At 45.8% G+C, this 22,816-nt stretch carries 23 protein-coding genes and 1 riboswitch; of the genes, 14 read left to right on the forward strand and 9 right to left on the reverse strand.

Annotation, left to right across the window (positions count from 1 at the left end; genetic code table 11):
• Positions 1-74 precede the first annotated feature (74 nt).
• On the forward strand, positions 75-422 hold the full coding sequence (locus tag MKZ04_RS15880; protein ID WP_020453443.1) for a helix-turn-helix domain-containing protein: 348 nt from the start codon (positions 75-77) through the stop codon (positions 420-422).
• An 86-nt stretch (positions 423-508) separates the two neighbouring features.
• On the opposite strand, the gene MKZ04_RS15885 is transcribed toward MKZ04_RS15880, so the two are convergent.
• Positions 509-1,555 carry a lactonase family protein gene (locus MKZ04_RS15885; RefSeq protein WP_144499067.1) on the reverse strand — a complete coding sequence of 349 codons (1,047 nt, stop codon included), beginning with the start codon at positions 1,553-1,555 and terminating at the stop codon, positions 509-511.
• A 205-nt stretch (positions 1,556-1,760) separates the two neighbouring features.
• On the opposite strand from MKZ04_RS15885, the gene MKZ04_RS15890 reads away from it, so the two are divergent.
• The 7 genes from MKZ04_RS15890 (at position 1,761) to MKZ04_RS15920 (ending at position 7,679) form a co-directional block, all read left to right on the forward strand.
• Positions 1,761-2,450: a response regulator transcription factor gene (locus MKZ04_RS15890; RefSeq protein WP_020453445.1), complete on the forward strand. Its 690-nt coding sequence runs from the start codon at positions 1,761-1,763 to the stop codon at positions 2,448-2,450.
• Positions 2,447-3,427 carry a sensor histidine kinase gene (locus MKZ04_RS15895; protein ID WP_341046312.1) on the forward strand — a complete coding sequence of 327 codons (981 nt, stop codon included), beginning with the start codon at positions 2,447-2,449 and terminating at the stop codon, positions 3,425-3,427. Before MKZ04_RS15890 ends, MKZ04_RS15895 begins: the two co-directional genes overlap by 4 nt.
• A 406-nt stretch (positions 3,428-3,833) precedes the next feature.
• Positions 3,834-4,607, forward strand: coding sequence for an ABC transporter ATP-binding protein (locus MKZ04_RS15900; RefSeq protein ID WP_020453447.1), 774 nt, complete (start codon positions 3,834-3,836; stop codon positions 4,605-4,607).
• Positions 4,582-6,450 (forward strand): FtsX-like permease family protein, encoded by a 1,869-nt coding sequence (locus MKZ04_RS15905; RefSeq protein WP_020453448.1) that lies wholly within the window; start codon positions 4,582-4,584, stop codon positions 6,448-6,450. Before MKZ04_RS15900 ends, MKZ04_RS15905 begins: the two co-directional genes overlap by 26 nt.
• Positions 6,451-6,456: 6 nt before the next feature.
• Positions 6,457-6,810, forward strand: coding sequence for a YxeA family protein (locus MKZ04_RS15910; RefSeq protein ID WP_023856937.1), 354 nt, complete (start codon positions 6,457-6,459; stop codon positions 6,808-6,810).
• Between the two features lie 111 nt (positions 6,811-6,921).
• Positions 6,922-7,116, forward strand: a complete 195-nt coding sequence (locus tag MKZ04_RS15915; RefSeq protein WP_020453450.1) for a hypothetical protein — start codon at positions 6,922-6,924, stop codon at positions 7,114-7,116.
• 311 nt (positions 7,117-7,427) lie between these two features.
• Complete coding sequence (locus tag MKZ04_RS15920) at positions 7,428-7,679, forward strand: hypothetical protein (protein ID WP_020453451.1); 252 nt, start codon at positions 7,428-7,430, stop codon at positions 7,677-7,679.
• Positions 7,680-7,711: 32 nt separating this feature from the next.
• Here the strand turns inward: MKZ04_RS15920 and MKZ04_RS15925 are convergent, their stop codons facing one another.
• On the reverse strand, positions 7,712-8,518 hold the full coding sequence (locus tag MKZ04_RS15925) for a polysaccharide deacetylase family protein (protein ID WP_173636669.1): 807 nt from the start codon (positions 8,516-8,518) through the stop codon (positions 7,712-7,714).
• A 94-nt stretch (positions 8,519-8,612) separates the two neighbouring features.
• Positions 8,613-9,053, reverse strand: coding sequence for a hypothetical protein (locus tag MKZ04_RS15930; protein ID WP_341046313.1), 441 nt, complete (start codon positions 9,051-9,053; stop codon positions 8,613-8,615).
• Positions 9,054-9,628: 575 nt separating this feature from the next.
• Here MKZ04_RS15930 and MKZ04_RS15935 point away from each other — a divergent pair.
• Positions 9,629-10,981, forward strand: a complete 1,353-nt coding sequence (locus MKZ04_RS15935) for a 2-hydroxycarboxylate transporter family protein (RefSeq protein WP_212791756.1) — start codon at positions 9,629-9,631, stop codon at positions 10,979-10,981.
• Between the two features lie 47 nt (positions 10,982-11,028).
• Here the strand turns inward: MKZ04_RS15935 and MKZ04_RS15940 are convergent, their stop codons facing one another.
• The 6 genes from MKZ04_RS15940 to MKZ04_RS15965 all read right to left on the reverse strand — a co-directional run bounded on the left by MKZ04_RS15940 (position 11,029) and on the right by MKZ04_RS15965 (position 17,018).
• Entirely contained in the window at positions 11,029-11,889 is an 861-nt protein-coding gene (locus tag MKZ04_RS15940) for a glycerophosphodiester phosphodiesterase (protein ID WP_023856934.1), read from the reverse strand.
• A 142-nt stretch (positions 11,890-12,031) separates the two neighbouring features.
• A complete protein-coding gene (locus MKZ04_RS15945) occupies positions 12,032-12,301 on the reverse strand; it encodes an excalibur calcium-binding domain-containing protein (RefSeq protein ID WP_020453458.1) in 270 nt (89 codons plus the stop codon).
• 144 nt (positions 12,302-12,445) lie between these two features.
• The gene (locus tag MKZ04_RS15950) at positions 12,446-13,093 is read right to left on the reverse strand and encodes a hypothetical protein (RefSeq protein WP_020453459.1); all 648 of its coding nucleotides are present in this window, start codon (positions 13,091-13,093) and stop codon (positions 12,446-12,448) included.
• 134 nt (positions 13,094-13,227) lie between these two features.
• Positions 13,228-15,147, reverse strand: a complete 1,920-nt coding sequence (locus MKZ04_RS15955) for an LTA synthase family protein (protein WP_020453460.1) — start codon at positions 15,145-15,147, stop codon at positions 13,228-13,230.
• A gap of 272 nt (positions 15,148-15,419) precedes the next feature.
• Complete coding sequence (locus MKZ04_RS15960; protein WP_020453461.1) at positions 15,420-15,977, reverse strand: YfjD family protein; 558 nt, start codon at positions 15,975-15,977, stop codon at positions 15,420-15,422.
• Between the two features lie 204 nt (positions 15,978-16,181).
• Positions 16,182-17,018: a YitT family protein gene (locus MKZ04_RS15965; protein ID WP_020453462.1), complete on the reverse strand. Its 837-nt coding sequence runs from the start codon at positions 17,016-17,018 to the stop codon at positions 16,182-16,184.
• An 84-nt stretch (positions 17,019-17,102) separates the two neighbouring features.
• A riboswitch (guanidine-I (ykkC/yxkD leader) is annotated at positions 17,103-17,209 on the reverse strand.
• Between the two features lie 169 nt (positions 17,210-17,378).
• On the opposite strand from MKZ04_RS15965, the gene argR reads away from it, so the two are divergent.
• The 5 genes from argR to arcC all read left to right on the forward strand — a co-directional run bounded on the left by argR (position 17,379) and on the right by arcC (position 22,788).
• Positions 17,379-17,819: an arginine repressor gene (gene argR / locus MKZ04_RS15970; protein ID WP_020453463.1), complete on the forward strand. Its 441-nt coding sequence runs from the start codon at positions 17,379-17,381 to the stop codon at positions 17,817-17,819.
• A 264-nt stretch (positions 17,820-18,083) separates the two neighbouring features.
• The gene (gene arcA / locus MKZ04_RS15975; protein ID WP_023856930.1) at positions 18,084-19,319 is read left to right on the forward strand and encodes an arginine deiminase; all 1,236 of its coding nucleotides are present in this window, start codon (positions 18,084-18,086) and stop codon (positions 19,317-19,319) included.
• Between the two features lie 29 nt (positions 19,320-19,348).
• Entirely contained in the window at positions 19,349-20,356 is a 1,008-nt protein-coding gene (gene argF, locus MKZ04_RS15980; RefSeq protein WP_020453465.1) for an ornithine carbamoyltransferase, read from the forward strand.
• Between the two features lie 53 nt (positions 20,357-20,409).
• Complete coding sequence (gene arcD / locus MKZ04_RS15985) at positions 20,410-21,816, forward strand: arginine-ornithine antiporter (protein ID WP_020453466.1); 1,407 nt, start codon at positions 20,410-20,412, stop codon at positions 21,814-21,816.
• A 21-nt stretch (positions 21,817-21,837) separates the two neighbouring features.
• The gene (gene arcC, locus MKZ04_RS15990; protein ID WP_020453467.1) at positions 21,838-22,788 is read left to right on the forward strand and encodes a carbamate kinase; all 951 of its coding nucleotides are present in this window, start codon (positions 21,838-21,840) and stop codon (positions 22,786-22,788) included.
• Positions 22,789-22,816: the final 28 nt, after the last annotated feature.

Here is a 22,816-nt window from a genome sequence, read left to right on the forward strand (position 1 = left end):
AAACTTTATTCATTTCGCGTACACTTTTGCTGATAATGTGCTATAATCACTGTGTATTAAAAGGAGCGTAAGATATGAATTTAGATCGATTAACAACACTGAGAAAAAATAAAAAATGGTCATTGCAATATACTGCCGACCGCCTCGGTATTGCGAAAAGCACTTACGCGGGCTATGAATCGGGCTACCGCCGCCCTTCTTTAGAGGCGCTTATCGAAATCGCTGATTTATTCAATACTTCCACTGATTTTTTGCTTGGCAGAGTTGACGATCCCCGGGATGAAAAGGCTAAAAACGAAGCCATTGAACTGACGGAATGGGATAAGCTCAAGCTGGCAGTCGACGGGACGCTTCTTTCCGAAGAAGAAATCAAGCAGATGGTTGCGTTTATCAAGGTCAAAAAAGAGCTGGATGCGGGGTAAAATGACAGCGGTTAACCGCATGCTGCAAGTCTTATAAAAAGAAAAAAACTTGACTGGCCTTTTTAGCCAGTCAAGTTTTTTTGCTTTTATTGATGTAAAAATTTCACACAAACCGCTTCAGGAGCAGGAACTCCGGACTGCAAAAGCGTCAGCCGGCCCGTTGTCCAGTCTCTTTCAAACAATGTCAATGTCCCTGTTTCCTGGTTGGAAGCGATTAAAAATTGCTCTGAAGGATCAATCTCAAAGTCGCGCGGCCATTCCCCTTCAGTTGATACGTGTTCAACCAGGGAAAGTTCGCCCGAATACTCGTTGATGCTGAAGACGGCGATGCTGTCGTGTCCGCGGTTTGAAGCGTATACAAATTTGCCGTCTTTAGTGACATGGATGGCGCCGCCTTGGCTTGCACCGTCAAACCCTTCCGGCAATGCCGAAATGACTTGAATCTCCCTGAATTCACCCAAATCAGGATTGTATTCCAACACGATGACTTCATTGCTCAGCTCCGTTAATACATACGCATACTTTTCCTGCGGATGGAACTCAATATGCCTCGGCCCTGACCCCGGTGCAGTTGCGTGTTTTTTCACCGCTTCAAGCCGGTCCTCTTTCAATTGATACGTAATGATATGATCCGTTCCGAGATCGACGGCTACTGCATACTTCTCATCAGGTGTGAATCCGGAATAATGGGTATGCGCTTTTTCCTGCCTCTCATGCGGTCCTGTTCCCTCATGCTGCACTTTTGCTGAAGGCTCAAGCAAGCCGCGGCTTTCATTTAAAGGGTATGCCATGATCGTCCCGTTGTGGTAATTGGCGGACAAAACATAGCGGTTATTCTGATCGACGCTGACATGGCAAGGCGATGGTCCTTTCCCGGCCTGCTGGTTGACGAAAGTCAGCTCTCCTGTGGAGCCGTCAACACGATATGCGGCAACCCCGCCATTATCGCCGTCTTTGACCACTGCATAGAGCATTTCATTGTCTTTGGCGATATTCAAATATGTCGGACTGCCCAGCTTTGCTGCCGGCTTTGGCGTGCTTAACGCCTTTTTTTCCGTATCAAGCTCAAATGTATAAATCCCTTCGCTGTCTGCTTTTGTATATGTTCCGATATAGCCTCTGTATTTTGCCATTTGATCCTCTCCTTTTTTGACAGTCGTCCATTCCTATTTTAACTCACAGAAACTGAATTATCATGATCTGGTATGCAAAAACCTTAAGCGCTCACATGAAAAAAAATTTTTTATGATATTCTTAACTTAAGAGACCTTCACTGCCGCTTTTATAATGGAATCGCTCATTTTCGGCAGCGGAGACTTGTTCATAGGAGTGTTCAAAATGACGAAAATCATGATTGTCGAGGACAGCGAAGACATTCGGAAGCTTTTATGCGATCATTTAGAAAAATACGGATACGAAACTGTTGCAGCTACTGATTTCACCTCTATCCTTGAAATGTTTCTCCAAGAGAAGCCCGATCTGATATTGCTTGACATCAATCTGCCGGCATACGACGGGTACTACTGGTGCCGGCAAATCCGCCAGCATTCGACTTGTCCGATCATTTTCATTTCAGCGAGAAGCGGAGAAATGGATCAGGTCATGGCGATTGAAAACGGCGGCGATGATTATATAGAAAAGCCTTTTTCCTATGAAGTGGTGCTCGCTAAAATTAAAGGCCAAATTCGCAGGGCATTTGGAGAATACGCCGTTAAGCAAGGAGAAAAAGTGATTGAATTTGAAGGCGTTCAGCTGTTTGTCGAACGATTTGAGCTGCGCTGCCGGGATGAGAAGCTCGAGCTTTCAAAAAAGGAAAGCAAACTCTTGGAAGTGCTGCTTGAAAGAGGAGAAAAAGTGACAAGCAGAGACCGGTTGATGGAGAAGACATGGGAAACCGATACATTTATAGATGAAAACACGTTAAATGTCTATATTACAAGGATTCGCAAAAAATTGCGAAGCATGGACGTGCCCTTCTCAGTTGAATCAGTGCGGGGCGAAGGGTATCAGCTGAGGGCGAAATCATGAAGCTGTTCCTAAAAAACCATGCCGTTCTCATTCTTCTGTTTCTTTTTCAGAGCGGATTCGTGTTTTTTTACTATTGGTTTGCCGGCATGCAGACTTTCACCCACCTTTTTTACATTCTCGGCGTTCAGCTTCTGGCGCTGGCGCTTTATCTTTCGTACAAATGGTATGAAGAACACAGAGTCTACCAGTGGCTCGGCTCAGAACAAAAAGATACAGAAATTCCTTTTTTGGGGACGGCTGAATTTTGCTCAGAGCTCTATGAAAAACATATGGAGCTGAGCCGGCTCCACCACCGCAAAATACATGAGATGGAGTCCAAGCTGGAAGACAGGGTAACCTACATGAATCAATGGGTGCATCAGGTGAAAACACCGCTTTCCGTCATCAATCTGATCATCCAGGAAGAGGACGAACCCGTTTTTAAACAAATCAAAAAAGAAGTCCAGCAGATTGAATACGGACTGGAAACACTCCTCTATTCATCAAGGCTTGACCTGTTTGAAAAGGATTTTAAAATTGAAGCCGTGTCACTTGGCGAGCTGCTTCATTCTCAGATTCAGCGCTATAAACGCTATTTTATACAGCATCGGGTCTATCCAAATAAACAGGTTCCCGCTGAAGACGCCGTTATTTACTCCGATCGCAAATGGCTCAAGTTTGCCGTTGGCCAGGTTATCACCAACGCTGTGAAGTATTCGTCAGGAAAAAGCGAACGCATCGATATGACGCTATTCCGTAATGGCGAACGCATCATCCTGGAAATCAAAGATTACGGAGTCGGAATTCCTTCACAAGATTTGAAAAGGGTATTTGAGCCTTATTACACCGGGGAAAACGGACGACGCTTTCAGGAATCAACGGGCATCGGCCTCTACCTTGTAAAAGAGATTGCGGAAAAGCTCAATCATGATGTGAGCATCGCTTCAGAAGAAGGGAAAGGAACGACTGTGCAATTTTCGTTCCTTACAAAAATGTAAGTCTTCTTTAATAAAACCGCATAGCTCATCCATATCCTCCTTGATATGATTTGTTTACACAAACAAACGTGGCAAGGAGGATTTTTTATTTGCAATCCAAGTTTATGAAAAGAATCGACACAATCGATGATACGCTTTATGCGGAATCATTTTTATGATCGACTTCAGGGCAGGCGGACCCTCAGCCATCTGATCGCCCAAATAAACGTCACTTGTTCAGCGCTTCTACATGATCTTTTCCTTTTTGTTCGTCATTATCGACGCGCTGAACAAAAAACGAGGCCCGCCATACTTTGCTTCTGCACACCGGCCATTCAGCATTCCGAATGGGCACTGGAGTGGATGTGAAGAATCGCAACATATTGGAAGCGGGCACCCCTAAAAAGCACCGCAAAAGGAGGATATCATGACAGACATGCTGATCGTTAAAAACATCAATAAAACATATAAAGGACAAGTCTCTCATCAGGCTTTAAAAGATATTTCATTCAATGTCGAGGGCAGTGAGTTCACGGCGATCATGGGGCCGTCCGGCTCCGGAAAAACGACGCTTCTCAATATCATTTCGACGATTGACCGCCCCGATTCCGGCGACATTTTGATTCGCGGAGAAAATCCGCATCATCTGAAGAGGGCCAAGCTTGCCCACTTTCGCCGCAGACAGCTCGGATTCGTATTCCAGGATTTTAATTTGCTGGATACGCTGACGATCGGTGAAAATATCATGCTGCCCTTAACGCTTGAAAATAAACCGCTTTCCGTCATGGAAGATAAACTTCAGGCGATTGCTGAAAAACTCGGCATCGAACAACTTCTGAATAAACGGACGTTTGAAGTATCCGGCGGACAAAAGCAGCGGGCGGCCATCGCAAGAGCCGTCATTCATCAGCCCGCTCTCATCCTCGCCGACGAACCGACAGGAAACCTCGATTCGAAGGCGTCAAAAGACGTAATGGAAACGATGCAGCATCTTAATGAAAACGACAATGCCACGATATTGATGGTCACGCATGACCCTGTTGCCGCAAGTTATTGCCGGCGCGTCATTTTTATTAAAGACGGAACATTATTCAACGAAATCCACCGCGGCGCCAACCGCCAAATATTTTATGAAGAGATACTGAATGTGCTGTCCATGCTGGGAGGAAACGCCAATGACCTTTCTTCAGTTCGCTTATAAAAACGTCGTCCGGAATAAAAGAGCCTACCTTGCCTTCTTTTTAAGCAGCGCGTTTTCAGTGATGGTTTTTTTCACATTTGCGATGCTTTTGTTCCACCCCGCTTTAGAGAAAGGCTACTTAAACACCATTGCAAAGCGGGGATTATCGGTGGCTGAATGGATGATTTTCGCCTTTTCCATTCTGTTTGTGCTTTATTCCGTCAACGCCTTTCTCAAGTCGAGAAGCAGGGAATTCGGGATCCTCACCATCCAGGGAATCGCTCCGGGTCAATTGAGGAAGCTGATTACCGCAGAAAACATCATCATCGGCGTGCTCTCGATCGTTACAGGGATCATCGGCGGTCTGGTTTTTGCAAAAACATTTTTTACGATCGGCGCTTATATTTTGGAAATGGACGCTTTGCCATTGTATCTGCCTTGGAAAGCGCTGGCTCTCACAGCCGCCTGCTTTCTCATGCTGTTTATTTTGCTGTCGCAATTTACGGTTTTGTTTATTAAATCAAAAACCGTTACCAAGCTGATCAAAGGCACAGGGAAAATAAAACCTGAGCCAAAACCGTCTGTTATCTTTTCGGTCATCGGCATCGGCTGCCTCGGCTCAGGCTACTGGCTCGTATTGTTCGCCGACATCCATTTTCCCCAAGCCGTCACGATCTTAATTCTGACGATCATCGGGACTTATTTCTTCTTTCGCCAAAGCAGCATTTGGCTGCTGCGGCTCTTAAAAAAACGGAAGTCATTTTATTTGCGCGGAAAAAACGTGCTTTGGGTATCCGATCTTGTCTATCGGCTGAACGATAATGCCCGTCTGTTCTTTCTCGTTTGCATCATTTCAGCCGTCGCCTTTACCGCCACTGGCACATTGGTGATTTCCAAGACTTCCATCGGAAAATTGGATTCTCAATATGAGATAGAGTACTTATTATACAGCGGGAACCAAAAGGAACAGACACACGTTAAGCTGATGGAACAAAAGTTGAAGGACGGACATTTTTCATATGAAAAGGAAGTGACAAAAGGAATTTATATGAGCTATAGCCAGGGACCCTGGGTGCTCCTGACCTCTGAAGGCGAATTCCAAAAGCACTTTAAGTCAGATTCCGGCGAACTGAAAGACGGCGAGGCGATGTATTATCCGAACGCCATCGAGGCGAAAGAAAAGCCGGAAATTCCCAAGACCTTGAACATGTTAAACAAAGATTCGAAGCCGGCAAATGAACGCCTAAAAGTGAAAGGTATTAAAAAACCGCTCATTTTGTTAAACAGCGTCGTTGTCGTAAACGGCAAAACCTTCGAAAAGCTGAAAAAACAAGGCGAATTCGTCACATTGTATGGCTATAACTACAACCGCTGGAAAGAGAGCCTTGATATGATCCAATCACTGGAAAAAGATCTTAGAGAAAAAGCTCCCAATATCCGATTTCAATTTGACGCAAAGGCCAGTACTTATTTTGAAACTGTTCAGCTTCCAAGCCTGAGTCTGTTTATCGGCCTTTTTATTGCGGTTCTCTTTTTTACGGCATCCGGAAGTTTTCTCTACTTCCGCCTGTTTACCGATCTTGAAGAAGATCAGCAGCGCTATCGGTCGCTTGCAAAAATCGGCCTGAGCGAAAAGGAAATGTCGCAGAGTGTGACGATTCAATTGGCCATCCTGTTCTTCTTTCCGTTCGCTCTTGCAGCAGTTCATACGTATTTTGCGATGAAGACGCTCGAGGCGCAGAGTCTTGGTCATTTTGCAGCTCCGGTGTTGATGACGATAGGCGGATTTCTGACCTTCCAACTATTATTCTTTATGATCATTCGAAAAAGCTATTTGAAAAAATTAAAAGGATTTTTAAGGTGATAAAACATGAAAAAAACAATTTCTCTGATTACAGCCGGTTTGGCTGTTGTATGCATTGGTGCATTTCTATTAATTCATCATGAGGTGACAGACAGGTTCAATCCACTTGTGAAGAAAGAAAGCGTGTATGTCCAAATCAACAAAGACGGAAAGCACTTGAGTCCGGGCCGCTATGAGTACACGCTGGAAGGATATAATGACACTGGGAAGGAAAAAGAAATTACATTCTCCTCCAGCGCCTCCCTTCGAAAAAACGCCTACCTAAAGGTACACGCGAAGGGAAAATACGTTGAGACATGGGAAGAAGTACAGCCCGGCGATATGCCGAGTGCAGTTCGGACCAAATTGATCAGGCAGTAAAAAAACGGCGTCTAGCCGTTTTTTGTGTTACTATAATTTTACAGATTTCCGAAACTTTTTGGCCCGTTGTTCGTAGTAAAACAGAAGTCATATTGGTTAGGAGGTTTTCATATGATTGTTGGAATGATCGGTTTTATCCTGGTGGGATTCTTCCTCTACGCCGCCATGGCGCCGTCCGACGGAAACAACAGCGGCAGCAGCTCTTCAACTTTCTTTGTCGGGGGTCCTGATTCATCCGGCGACAGCGGAAGTGATTTCGGTGGCGGCGGAGATTGTGGCGGCGGCGGTGATGGCGGCGGCTGTTAAGACCCGCGGGCTGCCTTTCCCTATCTTCTGCTCGGACCCTTAGGCTGTATGCAGTTCTTGCTGCAGTCAGCCGGGTATGTTCCAGCCATCTCACTTCATCATTCATTCACCATCTAACTCCAAATACGCCATCATCAATCCAGTTGTTTAACCAGACTTCCGATTGGGAATGATGTAAAGACAGCAGATTCCCGCTCTTCAAACGATTTAAAAGTCACAATTAATCGATTCTGTTACAAAATATATAAAACTTTGCACCTACTTGTTCGATATTAAAAGAAGACATTCACAATAAGGAGGGTTTTTTCCAGATGATTTTTTTACTGGTTTTATTGGCTCTGTTTATTTTGTATTCATTCTTTTTTGACAAGAGCAACAAAAGATCTTATACAAAAGCGGCACCGAAAAGCAGAATATTGATCCGCCAGGCAGCTGCGCCGACCGGATTTTTGAGGGTCATCGAAACCGCACCCGGGCAGCCGGTAAACCGCCGAACCTCTGAAGGTATGCGTCCAAATCTGCGGCTTGTCATGAGCCCGACGGACCAAAATGAAAAAAAATAAAGAAAGCGGCATCATGATAAATGCCGTCTTTCCTATTGTATGCTGTGTTCCACCATTCTTCCAAAGGCGTCCGGCGACATTCCCGGCGAGATGCGGACCCTGTGCAGCGCATACATCCCCTGATCCCTAGCAGCCGCCCCCGGCTCTGTCGTCACCGCCATTTGATACCCCGCCTTCTCAGCCTGTTTGAGCGTTTCGGCATTATAGCGTCCAACTGGATAACTCAGCATGGTTGTGTTCTGCTGAAGCATGCCGTCAAACAATGTTTTGGAACGAGTCATTTCACTCAGCTGCTGCTCTGGAGCAAGTCCGTTCAATTCGACATGATTGATCGTATGGCTTTCGATAGCAATACCGTGTTCGGCCATTTCTTTCATTTGGCTTTCGGTTAAATGATTTTTTCTGCCGACCGATTTACCGATCATGAAAATTGTCGCCTTCATCTCATAATCTTTCAAAATCGGGTACGCTTTTTCAAAGTTATCTGTATAACCATCATCAAACGTAATCAGCACGCATTTTTCACTCGGCATTTTGTCTTGTGTTAAGACAATATAGGCTTCTTCAGGTGTCAGTGTGTAATAGCCGTTATCCTTCAGCCATTTCATATGTCCGCGGAACTCCGCCTCCGGTACGCGCAGGCTGTTTCCTGTGGAAATGCTGTGATACATGAGAATCGGAATGCGGGCGGGGCCCTTCACTTTGATCCACTTGGAGGATGGATCATGCTCCGCCTGCTGTTTTGATTGTTTTGCCGCTTTTTGAGCCGTATTTGGTTCTGTTTTTTCCTCTCCTTTTGCTTCATGACTGGAACACCCGTACAGCATTCCCATCAACATAAGCAGCAAAATGAGCAGTTTCGTTTTTTTCACAAGTATTCCCGCTTTCTATCTATTGAATCCTTTTTAATATCGGTTTCGGAACGAGCATTTTTCACCGTTCCTGCTTTGATGATGAAAGCCAAGCTTTACGCAGTATGCTGATCCCTTCTTCAATTTCCGCTTCAGAAAGCCCCCCAAATCCCGCCATGACGATGGAAGAGCTGCTTTTATGTGGCTCAAACCAGAAATCTGATACCGGATAAACTTTCACACCGAGTTTTTCCGCTTTATGTATGAGGTCTTGTGCATGTCGGTCTGTCTTCATCAAAATATGGAGCCCCGCTTTTTCGCCGATGATTTCCATGTCATTTCCGAAATGCGTTTTAATGGCCGATATTAATGTTTTGTGCTTTTCTTGATATACTTTTTTCATTTTACGGATGTGTCTTTCGAAAAAACCTTCTTTCATAAATAAAAACATCGCTTTTTGAATGATGGGTGAAGCGGACTGGCTGTAGCGGCCAAGCGTTTCTTTAAATTCATCTGCCGGCAAACCGATGAGAATGAGGGCAATTATTGCGGCGCTTATGTGCTGATAAAAAAAACCTTTTACAGAGTTTCTCTAAAATATTCCTTTACTTCATTCTTTTGCACTCGAATATATTACCACCATTTGACTTCATTTTCTTTAAGAATGATAAAAAAATATATCTTTATTTCTGCTAAACGTAATAACCCTTCACATATATGCCACCTCAAGATTGAATCTTTTGTCGCAGACGTCCTCTGTCTCTTCTGAGACGGGAGCTGAATGTATCAACGGTTCACACAGGAAAAAAGGTCTCTGCTCCTAAATGTTTGATTTATTTTTGACGGATTGACAGCTTTTTTGTGTCGATTTTGATTCCAGTAAAAGGAGATTCGGGAATTACCACATCAAAAAAAGCCTGCACAAGGCCATTAAACAGTGTCCAGACACGTCTTTAACCAAATGAACCCGCTCTAGATCATCATGTGAAAACAGCTAGGTCTTCCTGCACGGTTGTCTGAATTTTGATTTTTTTAGTATACTTAATTTAGTTAAATAACTCAGAGCAAAGGGATAACAAAAAGGATGGGGGAAAGAAAATGGAAGCAAAACCAAAGGTACAACATATACCGATTCAAACAACGAAAGAACCGGATGAAAATTTTTTTGCAAGAGCAATGAATATTAAAATCGGCATCATTCCGCTGCCCGTATACTTGCTGCTCTTCGCTTTGATTGTGACGTTTGTCTATATGCACGATCTGAAAAGCGACATTTTAACAGCTATTGCGGTTACGGGCTTTTTCGGATTCACCTTCGCCCAAATCGGAAAGTCGCTGCCGCTTCTTCGTTCTGTCGGCGGTGCCGCTATACTTGCGACATTTATTCCTTCAGCTATCGTCTATTACCATCTCATTCCCGATGACATTATCAAATCAACAACTGAATTTACAGAAAACTCAAACTTTCTTTATTTGTTTATCTCAGCCATTGTAGTGGGAAGCATTTTAGGGATGAAAAGAGAAACGCTGGTCAGGGCGTTCATTAAAATTTTCATTCCGCTGATCGCAGGGACAATTGCCGCAGCGGCAGTCGGTCTGACAGTTGGTACAATGCTCGGCCTCGGATTTCAGCATACGCTGCTGTACATTGTGATTCCGATCATGGCCGGAGGGGTTGGCGAGGGAGCCATTCCGCTGTCCATCGGCTATTCGGAAATCATGCACATGTCACAAGGGGAAGCTTTTGCACTTGTCATTCCTTCCATTATGTTCGGAAGCTTAAGCGCTGTCATTTTGTCCGGGGTTTTAAATGTAATGGGGAAGAAAAAGCCTGAATGGACAGGCAATGGAAAAGTCGACCGTTTTGAAAGTGGGGACGCACTGCCGCTTGAAAGCCGCGACAAAGACAAAGAAAGCGTTTTTAACCTTTCCCACTTTGCATCGGGAGGCATTCTTGCCGTCTCATTATATTTGGTCGGTATGCTTTCACATGACTTGTTCGGATTTCCAGCACCCGTCATGATGCTTCTCTTGGCTGTTGCCGTGAAACTGTTTCGTTTGGCTCCGGCGAATTTGGAAAACGGCGCCTACGGCGTGTCACGCTTCTTTTCAACTGCTGTGACATATCCGCTGCTTTTTGCCATTGGCGTCTCCATGACACCGTGGGACAAGCTGATCGCTGCTTTTAATATTGCCAATATTATTACGATCGTATCTGTCGTGGTCACGATGATAGCCGTCGGCTTTTTTACAGGAAAGTGGCTGAACATGTACCCGATCGAAACCGCGATTATCAATGCCTGCCATTCAGGTCAGGGCGGAACGGGGGACATCGCCATTCTCAGCGCCGCCGAGCGCCTCGAGCTCATGCCGTTTGCTCAGGTGTCCACAAGAATCGGCGGAGCGATAACCGTTACACTGACATTGCTGCTGTTAGCCCAGTTTTATTGATGAATGAAAAAGCCTGCAGAGCAAACTGCAGGCTTTCTGTTTAGTATCTATCGTACTTTTTTCGGAACATAGTCGGGAAAGTCTGTCACAATCCCGTCCACGCCGGCCTTTAAAAGCGGAGGCACTTCATCGCGGGAGCGGACGGTCCATGGCGTAATTTTCATGCCGAACGCATGGATTCTCGGCACAAGTGTAGGATCAGCGGCAACATTTTTTAAGTTGGCGTTCACATATTTGGCATAGCCGGAAAATGCCTTGAGCTTTGCATCTGTTAAGTCCGCTGTTTTTGACGTTAAGACACCTGTCGGCATTGATGGGAGCAGCTGATGAATTTTGTATACAGAGTTGAAATCAAACGATTGTACAATGATTTTTCCGTTTTTAGGCTTATCCATTCTCCGCTCTTTCAATGCCGCTGATACTTTTTCTTCGATTCCCGGATAGCGTGCAGGTTCTTTCAATTCGATCAGCATTCCGATCTTTCCTTTATACCGGTCAAGCACTTCTTCAAATGTCGGAATGCGTTCCCCGGCGAACTGCGGCCCGAAGTAGCTGCCAGCATCAAGCTTGCGCAGCTCGGCAAGCGTCAAGTCCTTTACGGCGACCGGCAGCACTGAGCCGATGTCTGTCGTACGGTTTACAGTTGTATCATGAATGACGACAAGCTCCCCGTCCTTGGACATTTGAACATCCAGCTCGATATAATCCGCTTTCATCTGATGCGCCTTTTCAAAGGCAGCCATCGTGTTTTCCGGCGCATATCCCGAAGCACCTCTGTGCGCAATGACAGCCACTTTTTTAGGCTTCGCCGCCGGCTCTTGCGCTCCCGCGTCCGGTGCAAACAGTGCTGACCCGATAGAAACCCCGATCAATGAAGATAACATCAATTTCTTTAATAAAGCTGACACATCATCCACTCCCCTTTTGCTCTTCTCTTGCCAAAGTATAGGTTCGCACTGTTAAGATTATGTTTCAGCAGTCTTTAATTTTCATAAATTTCCTGATAAACAAAAAAAGACCCCCTCAGCAAGAGATCTTTTTTTGGATATATCAGCGCTCACAGGCAATTTTGTCTTTATCGCGGTCCAGCTTTTTATTGGCGTCATAAAGCGCTTTTGAAACATACGGCTTGTACTTCGTTTTTCCGCCTTTGTTTTTGACCGACTTCGAACGTGCGACGCCGCCTTTATAGTCTTTGTTTAAAGCTTTGCAGTTTTTGTACGTTTTTACCTTCGTTTTTGCTTCTGCCACATCGCCGGCACCCCAGGAAAAACCGATGATAAGACCGGCAGACAAAAGACCCGCTGCTATTTTTTTCATCCCGTTTGACCCCTTTCGTCTAATTCTTATGTATCTTTTACCATGATAAAATATTTTTCTTATTCACTCATGAAAAATATGACATTTTATTGAATAAAAAGTACGTATTGAACAAAGGACTTTCCACACAAAAAACCGGCCGCGTTATGCGCCGGCTTCATCAACATATTGATGTTCACAAGTCTTTTTCAAAACAGCGTGAATCTCATAGGCCAATTCCTTCGGATGGATGCACAGCATGTCTTCCAAAGGACTGTTCCAGTTCCCGTTCTTAATCAATTTCAGCGCATAATGGCCGGCCGGACTGCACTCGGGATACCACTCTATATCGAGGAGGAGGCATTCTTCCTCATGCCGCAGCTTCAAAAGATCCCGTTTGAAATCTGACCGCCAGGCCTTGCTGTCAGGCGCCAATTCATCGGGGTTTGTATCGGTTAATGAGTGATGCACAACCGTCCAGCCGGCCGGGATTCTAAGCCTCAGCAAATTGCGGGCGCCGCCAGAGGCGCGAATCCTATCTTCCAACCGTTCGACCAGCTGTTCATACGGTGTATCTGAATCTTCACTGACCAGCGTTTGATCAGCATTTAGCATCCTGATAACGTACTTCAGTTCTCCAGCATATTCAACTTGTACCATTTTACCGGAGGTTTCATTCTCCAAGGTGAAGAGCGTACGGCGGGGATCGCGAATCGGCTTTTGATACAAATGATTTTCTTTCACTGTCCAGCCGGCCGGCACCATTAAAGGATGCAATTTAAAAAAATACTGAGATTTGGTCAACGTTCTCACATCCTCTATCCTTGTTCTGTCCTCTTTCCTATCAATCTATGTGCCTGGCCGGCTTCTTAGAACAAACGGCGGACCAGCCTCACAAAAAAAAAACCGCCCGACGCTTCATAAAGCAGTCAGGCGGCTTTTCGTTTTTACTCGCCGGTTTTTTCTTTTCCGTAATGATACGTTGATGGATCAACAGGTTTGAAGTCTGAAATTTCGTGGAACCTTAACAGATCTTTATAGAGTACTTGGTCGGACAGATCCAGCTGTTCGGACACCTGTGATTTGAGGTTTTCCGTTTCCTGGTTGCCTTTGATCTCTTTTCCTGTCTTTGTATCGTATACGGTCGTATCAATCATCGTGTACTTCGGCGTTACATAGTTTCCATTTCTGAAAGCCACGGTTTCGTCGTGGTCTTTAGAAAAGAGGTCTGTACCAAAGTTGATGTATTTTTTGCTGTCAATACCTTGCAGGTGAAGAAGTGTCGGCATGACATCCATTTCGCCGCCATACGTATGATTGACTCCGCCTTTTTTGCCCGGAACGCGGATCATAAGCGGTACGCGCTGATTCATCGCGTTTTGATACGGTGTAATCTCTTTTCCTAATACTTCTTTCATCGCACGGTTGTGGTTCTCTGAGATTCCGTTGTGGTCGCCATAGATGACGATGACGGAATCATCATATAATCCCGATTTTTTCAGCTCTTTAAAGAAATCTTCAAGCGCTTCGTCAAGATAACGCGCCGTCTGGAAGTACCCGTCTACCGTTTTGTCTCCCGTCGTTCCCTTTTCAAGGGTGGCATCCTTTTCATCCAATATGAACGGATAATGGTTTGTCAGCGAGATTAAATGCGCATAGAACGGCTGTTTCAGCGATTTCAGCTTCGGAATTGATTCTTCAAAGAACGGCTTGTCTTTCAAGCCAAGGTTGACGAGATTCTCCTCTGACATGTCATATGTGCTGGCATCGAAGAATTTGTCATAGCCAATTTGTTTATACACCTGGTCGCGGTTCCAGAATGACTTGTAATCCCCGTGGAGCACGGCGCTTGTGTAGCCTTCTTTTTGGTTCAGAATCGCCGGCAGGGACTGGTACGTATTTTGCCCTTTTGTTACAAACGCGCTGCCTTCAGGCAGTCCGTAAAGGCTGTTGTCCATCATCAATTCGGCATCCGCGGTTTTACCTTGACCGGTCTGATGGAAAAAGTTATCGAAATACATCATGTCATTCTGGCCGTGCGCCAGCTTGTTCAAGAACGGCGTGACTTCTTTTCCGTTCAGCTTATAATCGATCAAAAACGTCTGGAAGCTTTCCAAATGAATCTTGATGATGTTCTTACCTTTTGCTGCGCCGAAATACTCGTCATTCGGTTTTGCATAATGCGAATTTGTATAGTTGATGACGCTCGTCAGGTCGTCGCTGCTCGCATATGCCTTTTGGCTCGCGTTTTGGGCAGCCTGAACACCATCATAGATCATGTAATTGTAAGGCCCCAAATACTTGACGATATAATTTCGGTCAAATGTTCTTGTCAAAAGCTCCGGACGGTCTGTCTCAGCAACTGCAAGGTTGATGAAAAACAGCGCCACTCCGCCGATAACGACAGTTGCAGCCCATCTTTTTTTCAGTTGTGACGCCTTCAGTTCAGGCAGCTTCACACATAATGCAATCAGAATGATCAAATCGACGAAATAGATAACGTCATGAAATGCCATGATGTCAAAAACGCCATCCGACATGTTGCCGAGGTTTCCGGCTTGTTTTAAGTTTGCAAACGTCAAAAAGTCATCAAAGAAACGGTAAAACAGGATATTTGCATATAAAGCAAACGTCATCACTGCATCAATGATGATGATCCATATCGCCGACCGACGGCCTTTAGCAAACAAAGCCAAACCGAGTGCAGCAATCGTGAAGCTGAATGGGTTGATAAACAGCAGCATGTGCTGCGTAGACCCTTTCACACCCAAATTAAACTCTAAAAAGTAGGAAGCATAGGTTTTAGCCCATACAAAAACAACAGCTAACACAAAAAAGCTTAGCTTATGAGAGAATATTTTTTTCATGATAACCTCTACCTTTTTAAACTTTTTTCAGACCGCTTTCTGTTTCAGTCAATGAAGCGTGAGGAAACGATAATATATCATTCTACTAAAAGTCTCGGCGGTTATTCAAGCACGTCCACGATGAAAATCCCCCAGCTTCCCTCACTCAAACAGTCCACGTCTGCGTAAAAAAATTCCGCATTTAAGACTACGGCCTCTAATTAAGACGAATGAATTTCCCCAAAGGTTTCAGTTATTTTCATTCATCTCGAAAATTGCTCTTTCCCGGACGATTAAATATCTTTATGAAATTCATTTAAATAAGCTTTTCTTTGCGCTTCTGTGAACCGGCCGATCCAGTCCGCACGCGCTTCCTCCGTCATATAGGGCAGAATGTATAGCTCGACCGCTTTATAAAATGCCGGTTCAGGAAGAATGTTGTACGTCGGAATCCGTACCATGCCGTTCCCGCGCGTCTCTATCAGTATATCCATAAAGAAAATGCCTTTCGGGCTGAAGCGGTGCTGCGCCATTTTAATGCTTTTAATGTCCTTGAACAATACAGATTTCTTCCCTGAGAACAGCCGCCCGCCTTCTCCCTCGATCATGCTGAAGATGATGTTTCCTTTTTTCGTGAATGCCGGAAATATCATTAGAAAAGTAATCAAACCATAGATGATCCCGAAAAGTCCGACTCCCAGGTAAAGCAATGAATATTTCGATTCGAGTTTTATTGCTTCATAAAAGAGCCACAATCCGACCAATCCGAAACCTGCCGTCCCCGCAAAAGCCCATACTCTAAAGAACATTCGGCTTTTCACATCAATTGGCTTTTTTTCTTCCTGTTCCAAAAATAATAGACCTCCTTTACTTCAGCAAGCGGATTTCTATATTAATGATATTCATGCCACAATCTACCTTACCACAGAAACCGGCTTCTGCATAAAACTTGCAGTGTGAATGATCACGTATTCGTCCAGTCAGCAGACGATCTGTCCCTTATCACGACCCGATGAATACAAAAAGGCTCCCGGCCATTTGCCGGCAGCCTTCCCCTATTTTGAAATATCAACAAATCCTTCGCCGAATACATCCCTGACATCGTGGATGATGACAAATGCTTTTTTATCTGTGCTTCTTATAATTTTCTTGAGCATGGACAGCTCTTGTTTATTAATGACAATGTATAGAATTTCTTTGGAATCGCCCGTATAGTGTCCGCGTCCCGTTAATATCGTGACGCCGCGGTCCATCAAGGTATTGACCTGCGCGGCGATCTCGTTTTTATGCTCAGAAATGATCGTGATCGCTTTTTTCGTGTTGAGCCCTTCGATAATGAAATCCATGACCTTTGTGGCGATGTACAGCATGACAATCGTAAACATCAGCTTTTCAGCACCAATGATAAAGTAGGAACTGAACACGACAACTAAATCGATCATCAGCAAGGCATAGCTGATGTTCCAGTCGAAATATTTATTGGCGATTCTCGCGAGAATCGCAGACCCGGCAGTGGTTCCGCCGACACGGATGATCATGCCGATGCCGACGCCGGCAAATACCCCGGCAAAGATCGTGCTGATGATCACTTCATCAGCCGGCACCGTCCAATCTTCAGTAACATGCAGAAAAAATGAATTGGCCGCCACCGCAATGATGGTATAAATCGTCGTTTTTTTATCCAAAAAGCGATAGCCGATAATCAGAAGAATGCCGTTCAGCACAAAGTTTGTGATGCCCGGAGACCATTCAAAAACGTAGTATAAAATCAGCGTGATCCCCGTGACGCCGCCTTCTCCCAAGTCATTCGGGATGGCGAACAGATTCACGGCTAACGCAAAGAAAAATGCGCCTATAACAATCAGGATCATATCCATTGCTTTCTTTTTCATAACTGCATCCCCTTCCTTATTCGTAGTCGATTTCCTGTAAAAAGTAAAAAAGCCCCGGAGAGAAGCTCTTTGATTAAGAGCAAAAACTCCTGGGCTTTTATCCCACCGTGTCATAACGATATTTTCGCTATGTGTTTTCTCTCGGACCAGACCAGCGCGGAACCCACTGCGGAACCCTAGAAAACCACCTTTTCTCTGTTATCAATTTGTCATCTTCAAGCATTATAAGTGAAATTTTGGGGTCTATCAACCCCTTTAACAGCCTGAAAGATTTGTTTTTTTGTAAAATAGCTTCCATCTGCCGACGATAAAACCGTCCTATAATAATAGATATACGTGTTTTGCCTGGGAGGCGCTCTTATGAACAAACAAAAACGGCAATGGCTCATCAAGCAAACCATTCTCGAACATCCGGTAGAAAATCAGGAACAGCTGGCATCCCTGCTGGAAAAACGGGGCATCGCCGTTTCGCAGTCTACCATTTCCCGCGATATTAAAGAAATGTATCTTGTGAAACAGCCCGGTGAAAACGGAAAGCTTGTCTACACGACAAATGCTTCCTTATCCATCAACCCTTCCAAAATATTAAAAGATAAAATCTCCGACGTTGTCCTTCATGTGCATCGGACGGACAACTTGATCATTATTAAAACAATGCCCGGCAACGCCCATGCCATCGGCGTCCTTCTTGATAAGCTGGGAAGCCCGGAAATGCTGGGCTGTATATGCGGGAACGATACATGCCTTGTGATTTCCCAATCGCCTGAGGCAGCCCAATCATTTTGTGATCACTTATGCTGATCCGGCCATCCGGATCAGCTTTTTTTCCCTCAAAAAAATTTTTTCAAAAAATCCCCTTTAAAAATATACACGTTTTATACGTTCTATTCTCTGCTCCTGCAAGGACTCATTTTCGATTTATCATAATTATTCATTTTTGTTTTTGCTTCATCAAAAAACATGTGAAATATATCACGTTTTCGTTGTTATCGCTTTCACATCGCGCTTTTCCTTCCTGTTTTAAGCTGTACATGTAACAAAAAGAGCTTAGGAGGCGGGATGATCATGACAACACCGATACACGTTTACTCTGAAATCGGCCCTTTGAAAACCGTCATGCTGAAGCGGCCCGGTCGGGAACTGGAAAACCTAACACCCGAATATCTGGAAAGGCTTCTCTTTGACGATATTCCCTTTTTGCCAGCGGTGCAAAAAGAGCATGACCAATTTGCAGAAACGTTAAAGAAACAGGGAGTTGAAGTTCTTTATTTAGAAAAGCTGACGGCTGAAGCCCTGGATGACGCTTTCATCCGCGAGCGGTTTATCGATGAGCTGTTAACGGAAAGCAAAGCAGATATCAACGGCGCTTACGACAGACTGAAAGAGTTCTTGCTCACCTTTGACGCCGATTCGATGGTCGAACATGTGATGAGCGGCATTCGAAAAAATGAGCTGGAACGCGAAAAGAAATCGCATCTTCATGAGCTGATGGAAGACCATTATCCATTTTATCTCGATCCGATGCCAAACCTTTACTTCACAAGAGATCCGGCGGCCGCCATCGGAAGCGGACTGACCATCAACAAAATGAAAGAGCCTGCTCGCAGGAGAGAGTCGCTGTTTATGCGCTACATTATCAATCACCACCCGCGTTTTAAAGGGCATGAGATTCCGGTTTGGCTTGACCGTGATTTCAAATTCAATATCGAAGGCGGAGATGAGCTTGTCTTAAATGAAGATACCGTAGCGATCGGGGTATCAGAACGGACAACGGCTCAGGCGATCGAGCGTCTTGTCCGGAACTTATTTCAGCGGCAGAGCCGGATTCGCCGCGTACTGGCCGTCGAAATACCGAAGAGCAGAGCCTTTATGCATTTAGATACCGTCTTCACGATGGTTGACCGAGATCAATTCACGATCCATCCCGCCATCCAGGGGCCTGAAGGAGACATGCGGATCTTCGTTCTTGAGAGAGGGGAAACGGCAGACGACATTCGTACGACTGAAGAACACAATCTGCCGGAAGTGCTAAAAAGAACGCTCGGCCTTTCAGATGTCAACTTGATCTTCTGCGGCGGCGGAGACGAAATCGCTTCAGCCAGAGAGCAGTGGAATGACGGTTCCAATACACTCGCGATCGCTCCTGGTGTCGTCGTCACCTATGACCGGAATTACATTTCTAACGAATGTTTGAGAGAACAGGGCATTAAAGTTATCGAAATCCCGAGCGGGGAGCTTTCAAGAGGACGCGGCGGCCCGCGCTGCATGAGCATGCCGCTCTATCGCGAAGATGTGAAATAGCCAAACCTAAAGAAAAAGGAGAGAGATCCATGAACCAAACGATTGATTTAAAAGGCAGAAGCTACTTAGCTGAAAAAGATTTTTCCGAAGAAGAAATCCTCTATTTGCTCGATCTCGCCCAAAAATTAAAAGAAAAAAAAGCGCAAGGCATCAAGCATCGCTATTTGGAAGGTAAAAACATCGCTTTGCTGTTTGAAAAGCCTTCTACAAGAACGCGCTGCGCTTTCACGACAGCCTGTATCGACCTCGGTGCGCATCCCGAATATTTGGGAAAAGACGACATTCAGCTCGGCAAAAAAGAATCGATCGAAGACACAGCCAAAGTTCTCGGCCGCATGTTCGACGGAATTGAATTCCGCGGATTTGAACATGAAAAAGTGATTTCCCTGGCAGAGCATTCCGGTGTGCCGGTATGGAACGGGCTGACCGATTTATGGCATCCGACGCAGATGCTTGCGGACTTTATGACAGTGAAAGAACATACGGGACGCGTAAAAGGGATCAAACTCACCTATATCGGCGACGGCCGTAACAACGTCGCAAACAGCCTGCTCATCGGCGGCGCCAAAGTCGGCATGGACGTGAGAATCTGCTCGCCTCAAGAGCTGTTCCCTGATCAAGACATCGTTAAAATGGCGGAAGCGTTCGCCGAAGAATCCGGCGGAAAAATCACCGTCACAAGCGATACAGATGAAGCCGTGTCCGGAGCCGACGTTCTGTATACGGACGTCTGGGTATCCATGGGAGAAGAAGACAAGTTCGCTGAAAGGATCAAACTGCTCAAGCCTTATCAAGTGAATATGGATCTCGTCAAGAAAACAGGAAACGATAACGTCATCTTCCTGCACTGTCTGCCTGCCTTCCACGACCTTCATACAACTTACGGACAAAACGTTTACGATCAGCACGGCCTTAAAGAAATGGAAGTGACGGACGAAGTGTTCCGCAGCAAACACTCTAAAGTGTTCGATGAAGCTGAAAACCGCATGCACACAATTAAAGCTGTCATGGCAGCGACACTCGGCGATCTTGACTGACAGGAAAAGGGGCTCATTCCCTTTTCCATTCTAAACCGAATGAGGTGACAAAAATGGCGGAAGAAAAGAAACTTGGGCTGTTTGCACTTATCGCGCTTGTCATCGGATCGATGATCGGCGGGGGCGCCTTCAACCTTGCAAGCGACATGGCTTCAGGAGCGGGGGCGGGAGCCATTTTAATCGGCTGGATCATCACCGGAGTCGGCATGATTGCCCTGGCCTTCTCTTTCCAAAACTTGACCACGAAAAGGCCTGATTTAGACGGCGGTATTTTCACTTATGCGCGGGAAGGATTCGGCCATTTTATGGGGTTTAACAGCGGCTGGGGGTACTGGTTCGCAGCCCTTCTCGGCAATGTCGCATACGGAACGCTGCTGTTCAGCGCAGTCGGATATTTCATCCCTGCGTTTGGAGACGGACAAAACGTCGCATCGATTATCGGTGCAAGCGTAATCCTCTGGTGCGTGCACTTTTTGATCCTGCGCGGGGTACAGTCCGCTGCCATGATCAACTTAATTACGACCATTTCAAAACTGGTACCGATTTTTGCTTTCATTATCGCCATTATCTTTGTGTTTCATCTTGATTTATTTACGAACGATTTCTGGGGAAAAGGGCTGTCGCTCGGTTCCATCGGGACACAGGTCAAGAGCACGATGCTGGTGACCGTCTGGGTGTTTACCGGAATTGAAGGGGCCGTCTTATTCTCAAGCCGTGCCAAAAAATCAAGCGATGTCGGCAAAGCGACTGTCATCGGCTTGATCAGTGTACTTGTGATTTACGTCATGATTACGATGCTGTCGCTCGGCGTCATGAATCAGCAAAACTTGGCCGGACTTCCGAATCCTTCAATGGCCGCGATCATGGAGCATATCGTCGGCAAATGGGGAGCTGTGCTCATCAACTTGGGATTAATCATTTCCGTATTGGGCGCCTGGCTGGCCTGGACATTATTCGCGGGCGAACTCCCGCTGATCGCGGCGCGCGAAGGGGTCTTCCCGAAATGGTTCGGCAAAGAAAATAAAAACGGCGCGCCGACAAATGCGCTGACTTTGACAAACGCCATTATCCAGCTGTTTTTGCTGACGTTTCTCATTTCGGATGCGGCCTATCAGTTTGCATTCTCCTTGGCTTCCTCGGCCATCTTGATCCCGTATCTGTTTTCCGGGCTTTATCAGCTTAAATACAGCTGGCTGCACAAAGAACCTAACCGGGGAAAGAACCTCATCATCGGGATCATCGCAAGCATTTACGGCGTCTGGCTCGTATATGCCGCAGGACTTGATTACCTGCTTTTGACCATGATTTTATACGCTCCCGGCATTCTCGTATTCCGGGCTGTCCGCAAAGGAAAAGAAGGCCCCGTCTTCAATAAGGCCGAGCTTTTGATTGCCGCCGCGATTCTTGTATTGGCTGTCATCGCCGTGATCAGGCTGGCTGCGGGAAGCATTTCAATTTAACAAAACAGAGGTGATGATCAAATGAAAAAAAGAAAAATTGTCGTCGCACTTGGCGGTAATGCCATCCAAACCGGAGATGCCAGTGCAGAAGCGCAAAAGCGCGCGCTTGAAGAAACCGCCATGTATTTGGCGGATATGATCGACAGCGGCGCCGAATTAATCGTCACGCACGGAAACGGCCCGCAGGTCGGAAACCTGATGATTCAGCAAAAAGAGGCGGATTCCCCGAAAACACCGGCCATGCCGCTTGAAACTTGTGTTTCCATGACCCAGGGAATGATCGGCTATTGGCTGCAAAATGCTCTTGACCGGGCGCTACATGCGAAAGGGAAAGGCGGACATGCGGCAACCGTCATCACCCGGGTCGCCGTCCGAGGCGATGATGAAGCATTCCGCAACCCGACAAAACCGATCGGTCCGTTTTACAGCGAAGAAGAAGCGAAAGAACTGATGAACAGCCGCAACGGCGGCCTCGTTTTTAAAGAAGACGCCGGAAGAGGCTGGCGCCGGGTCGTACCGTCTCCGGCTCCGGTATCGATCCTTGAACACGATGTTATCAATGATCTTGTCGAACACGGACATATCGTCATTGCGGCCGGCGGCGGAGGCGTTCCCGTCATTGAAAACGGCGATGCCGTCTCCGGTATTGACGCCGTCATCGACAAAGACTTTGCCGCCTGCAAACTGGCGGAACTTGTGCAGGCTGACGAACTGGTCATTCTAACAGGTGTCGACTATGTTGCCGTCGATTATTTAAAGCCGACAGAACGCGCGCTGAAACGCGTCACCACCGAAGAACTGAAAGGTTATATAAAAGAAAAGCAATTTGCAGAAGGAAGCATGCTGCCAAAAGTCAAAGCAGCCATCCAATTTGCCGAAGCCAAAAAAGGCAATAAAACGGTCATCACATCCCTGAAATTAGCCAAAGACGCTCTCCAAGGAAATGCCGGCACGATTGTCGAACAAGCCTAAAAGCAAAAGGAAGGGCTCGGGGAGGGTT

It is taken from the genome of Bacillus sp. FSL W7-1354 (genome assembly GCF_038002405.1).
In the GTDB taxonomy this organism is placed as follows: Bacteria; Bacillota; Bacilli; order Bacillales; family Bacillaceae; genus Bacillus; species Bacillus paralicheniformis.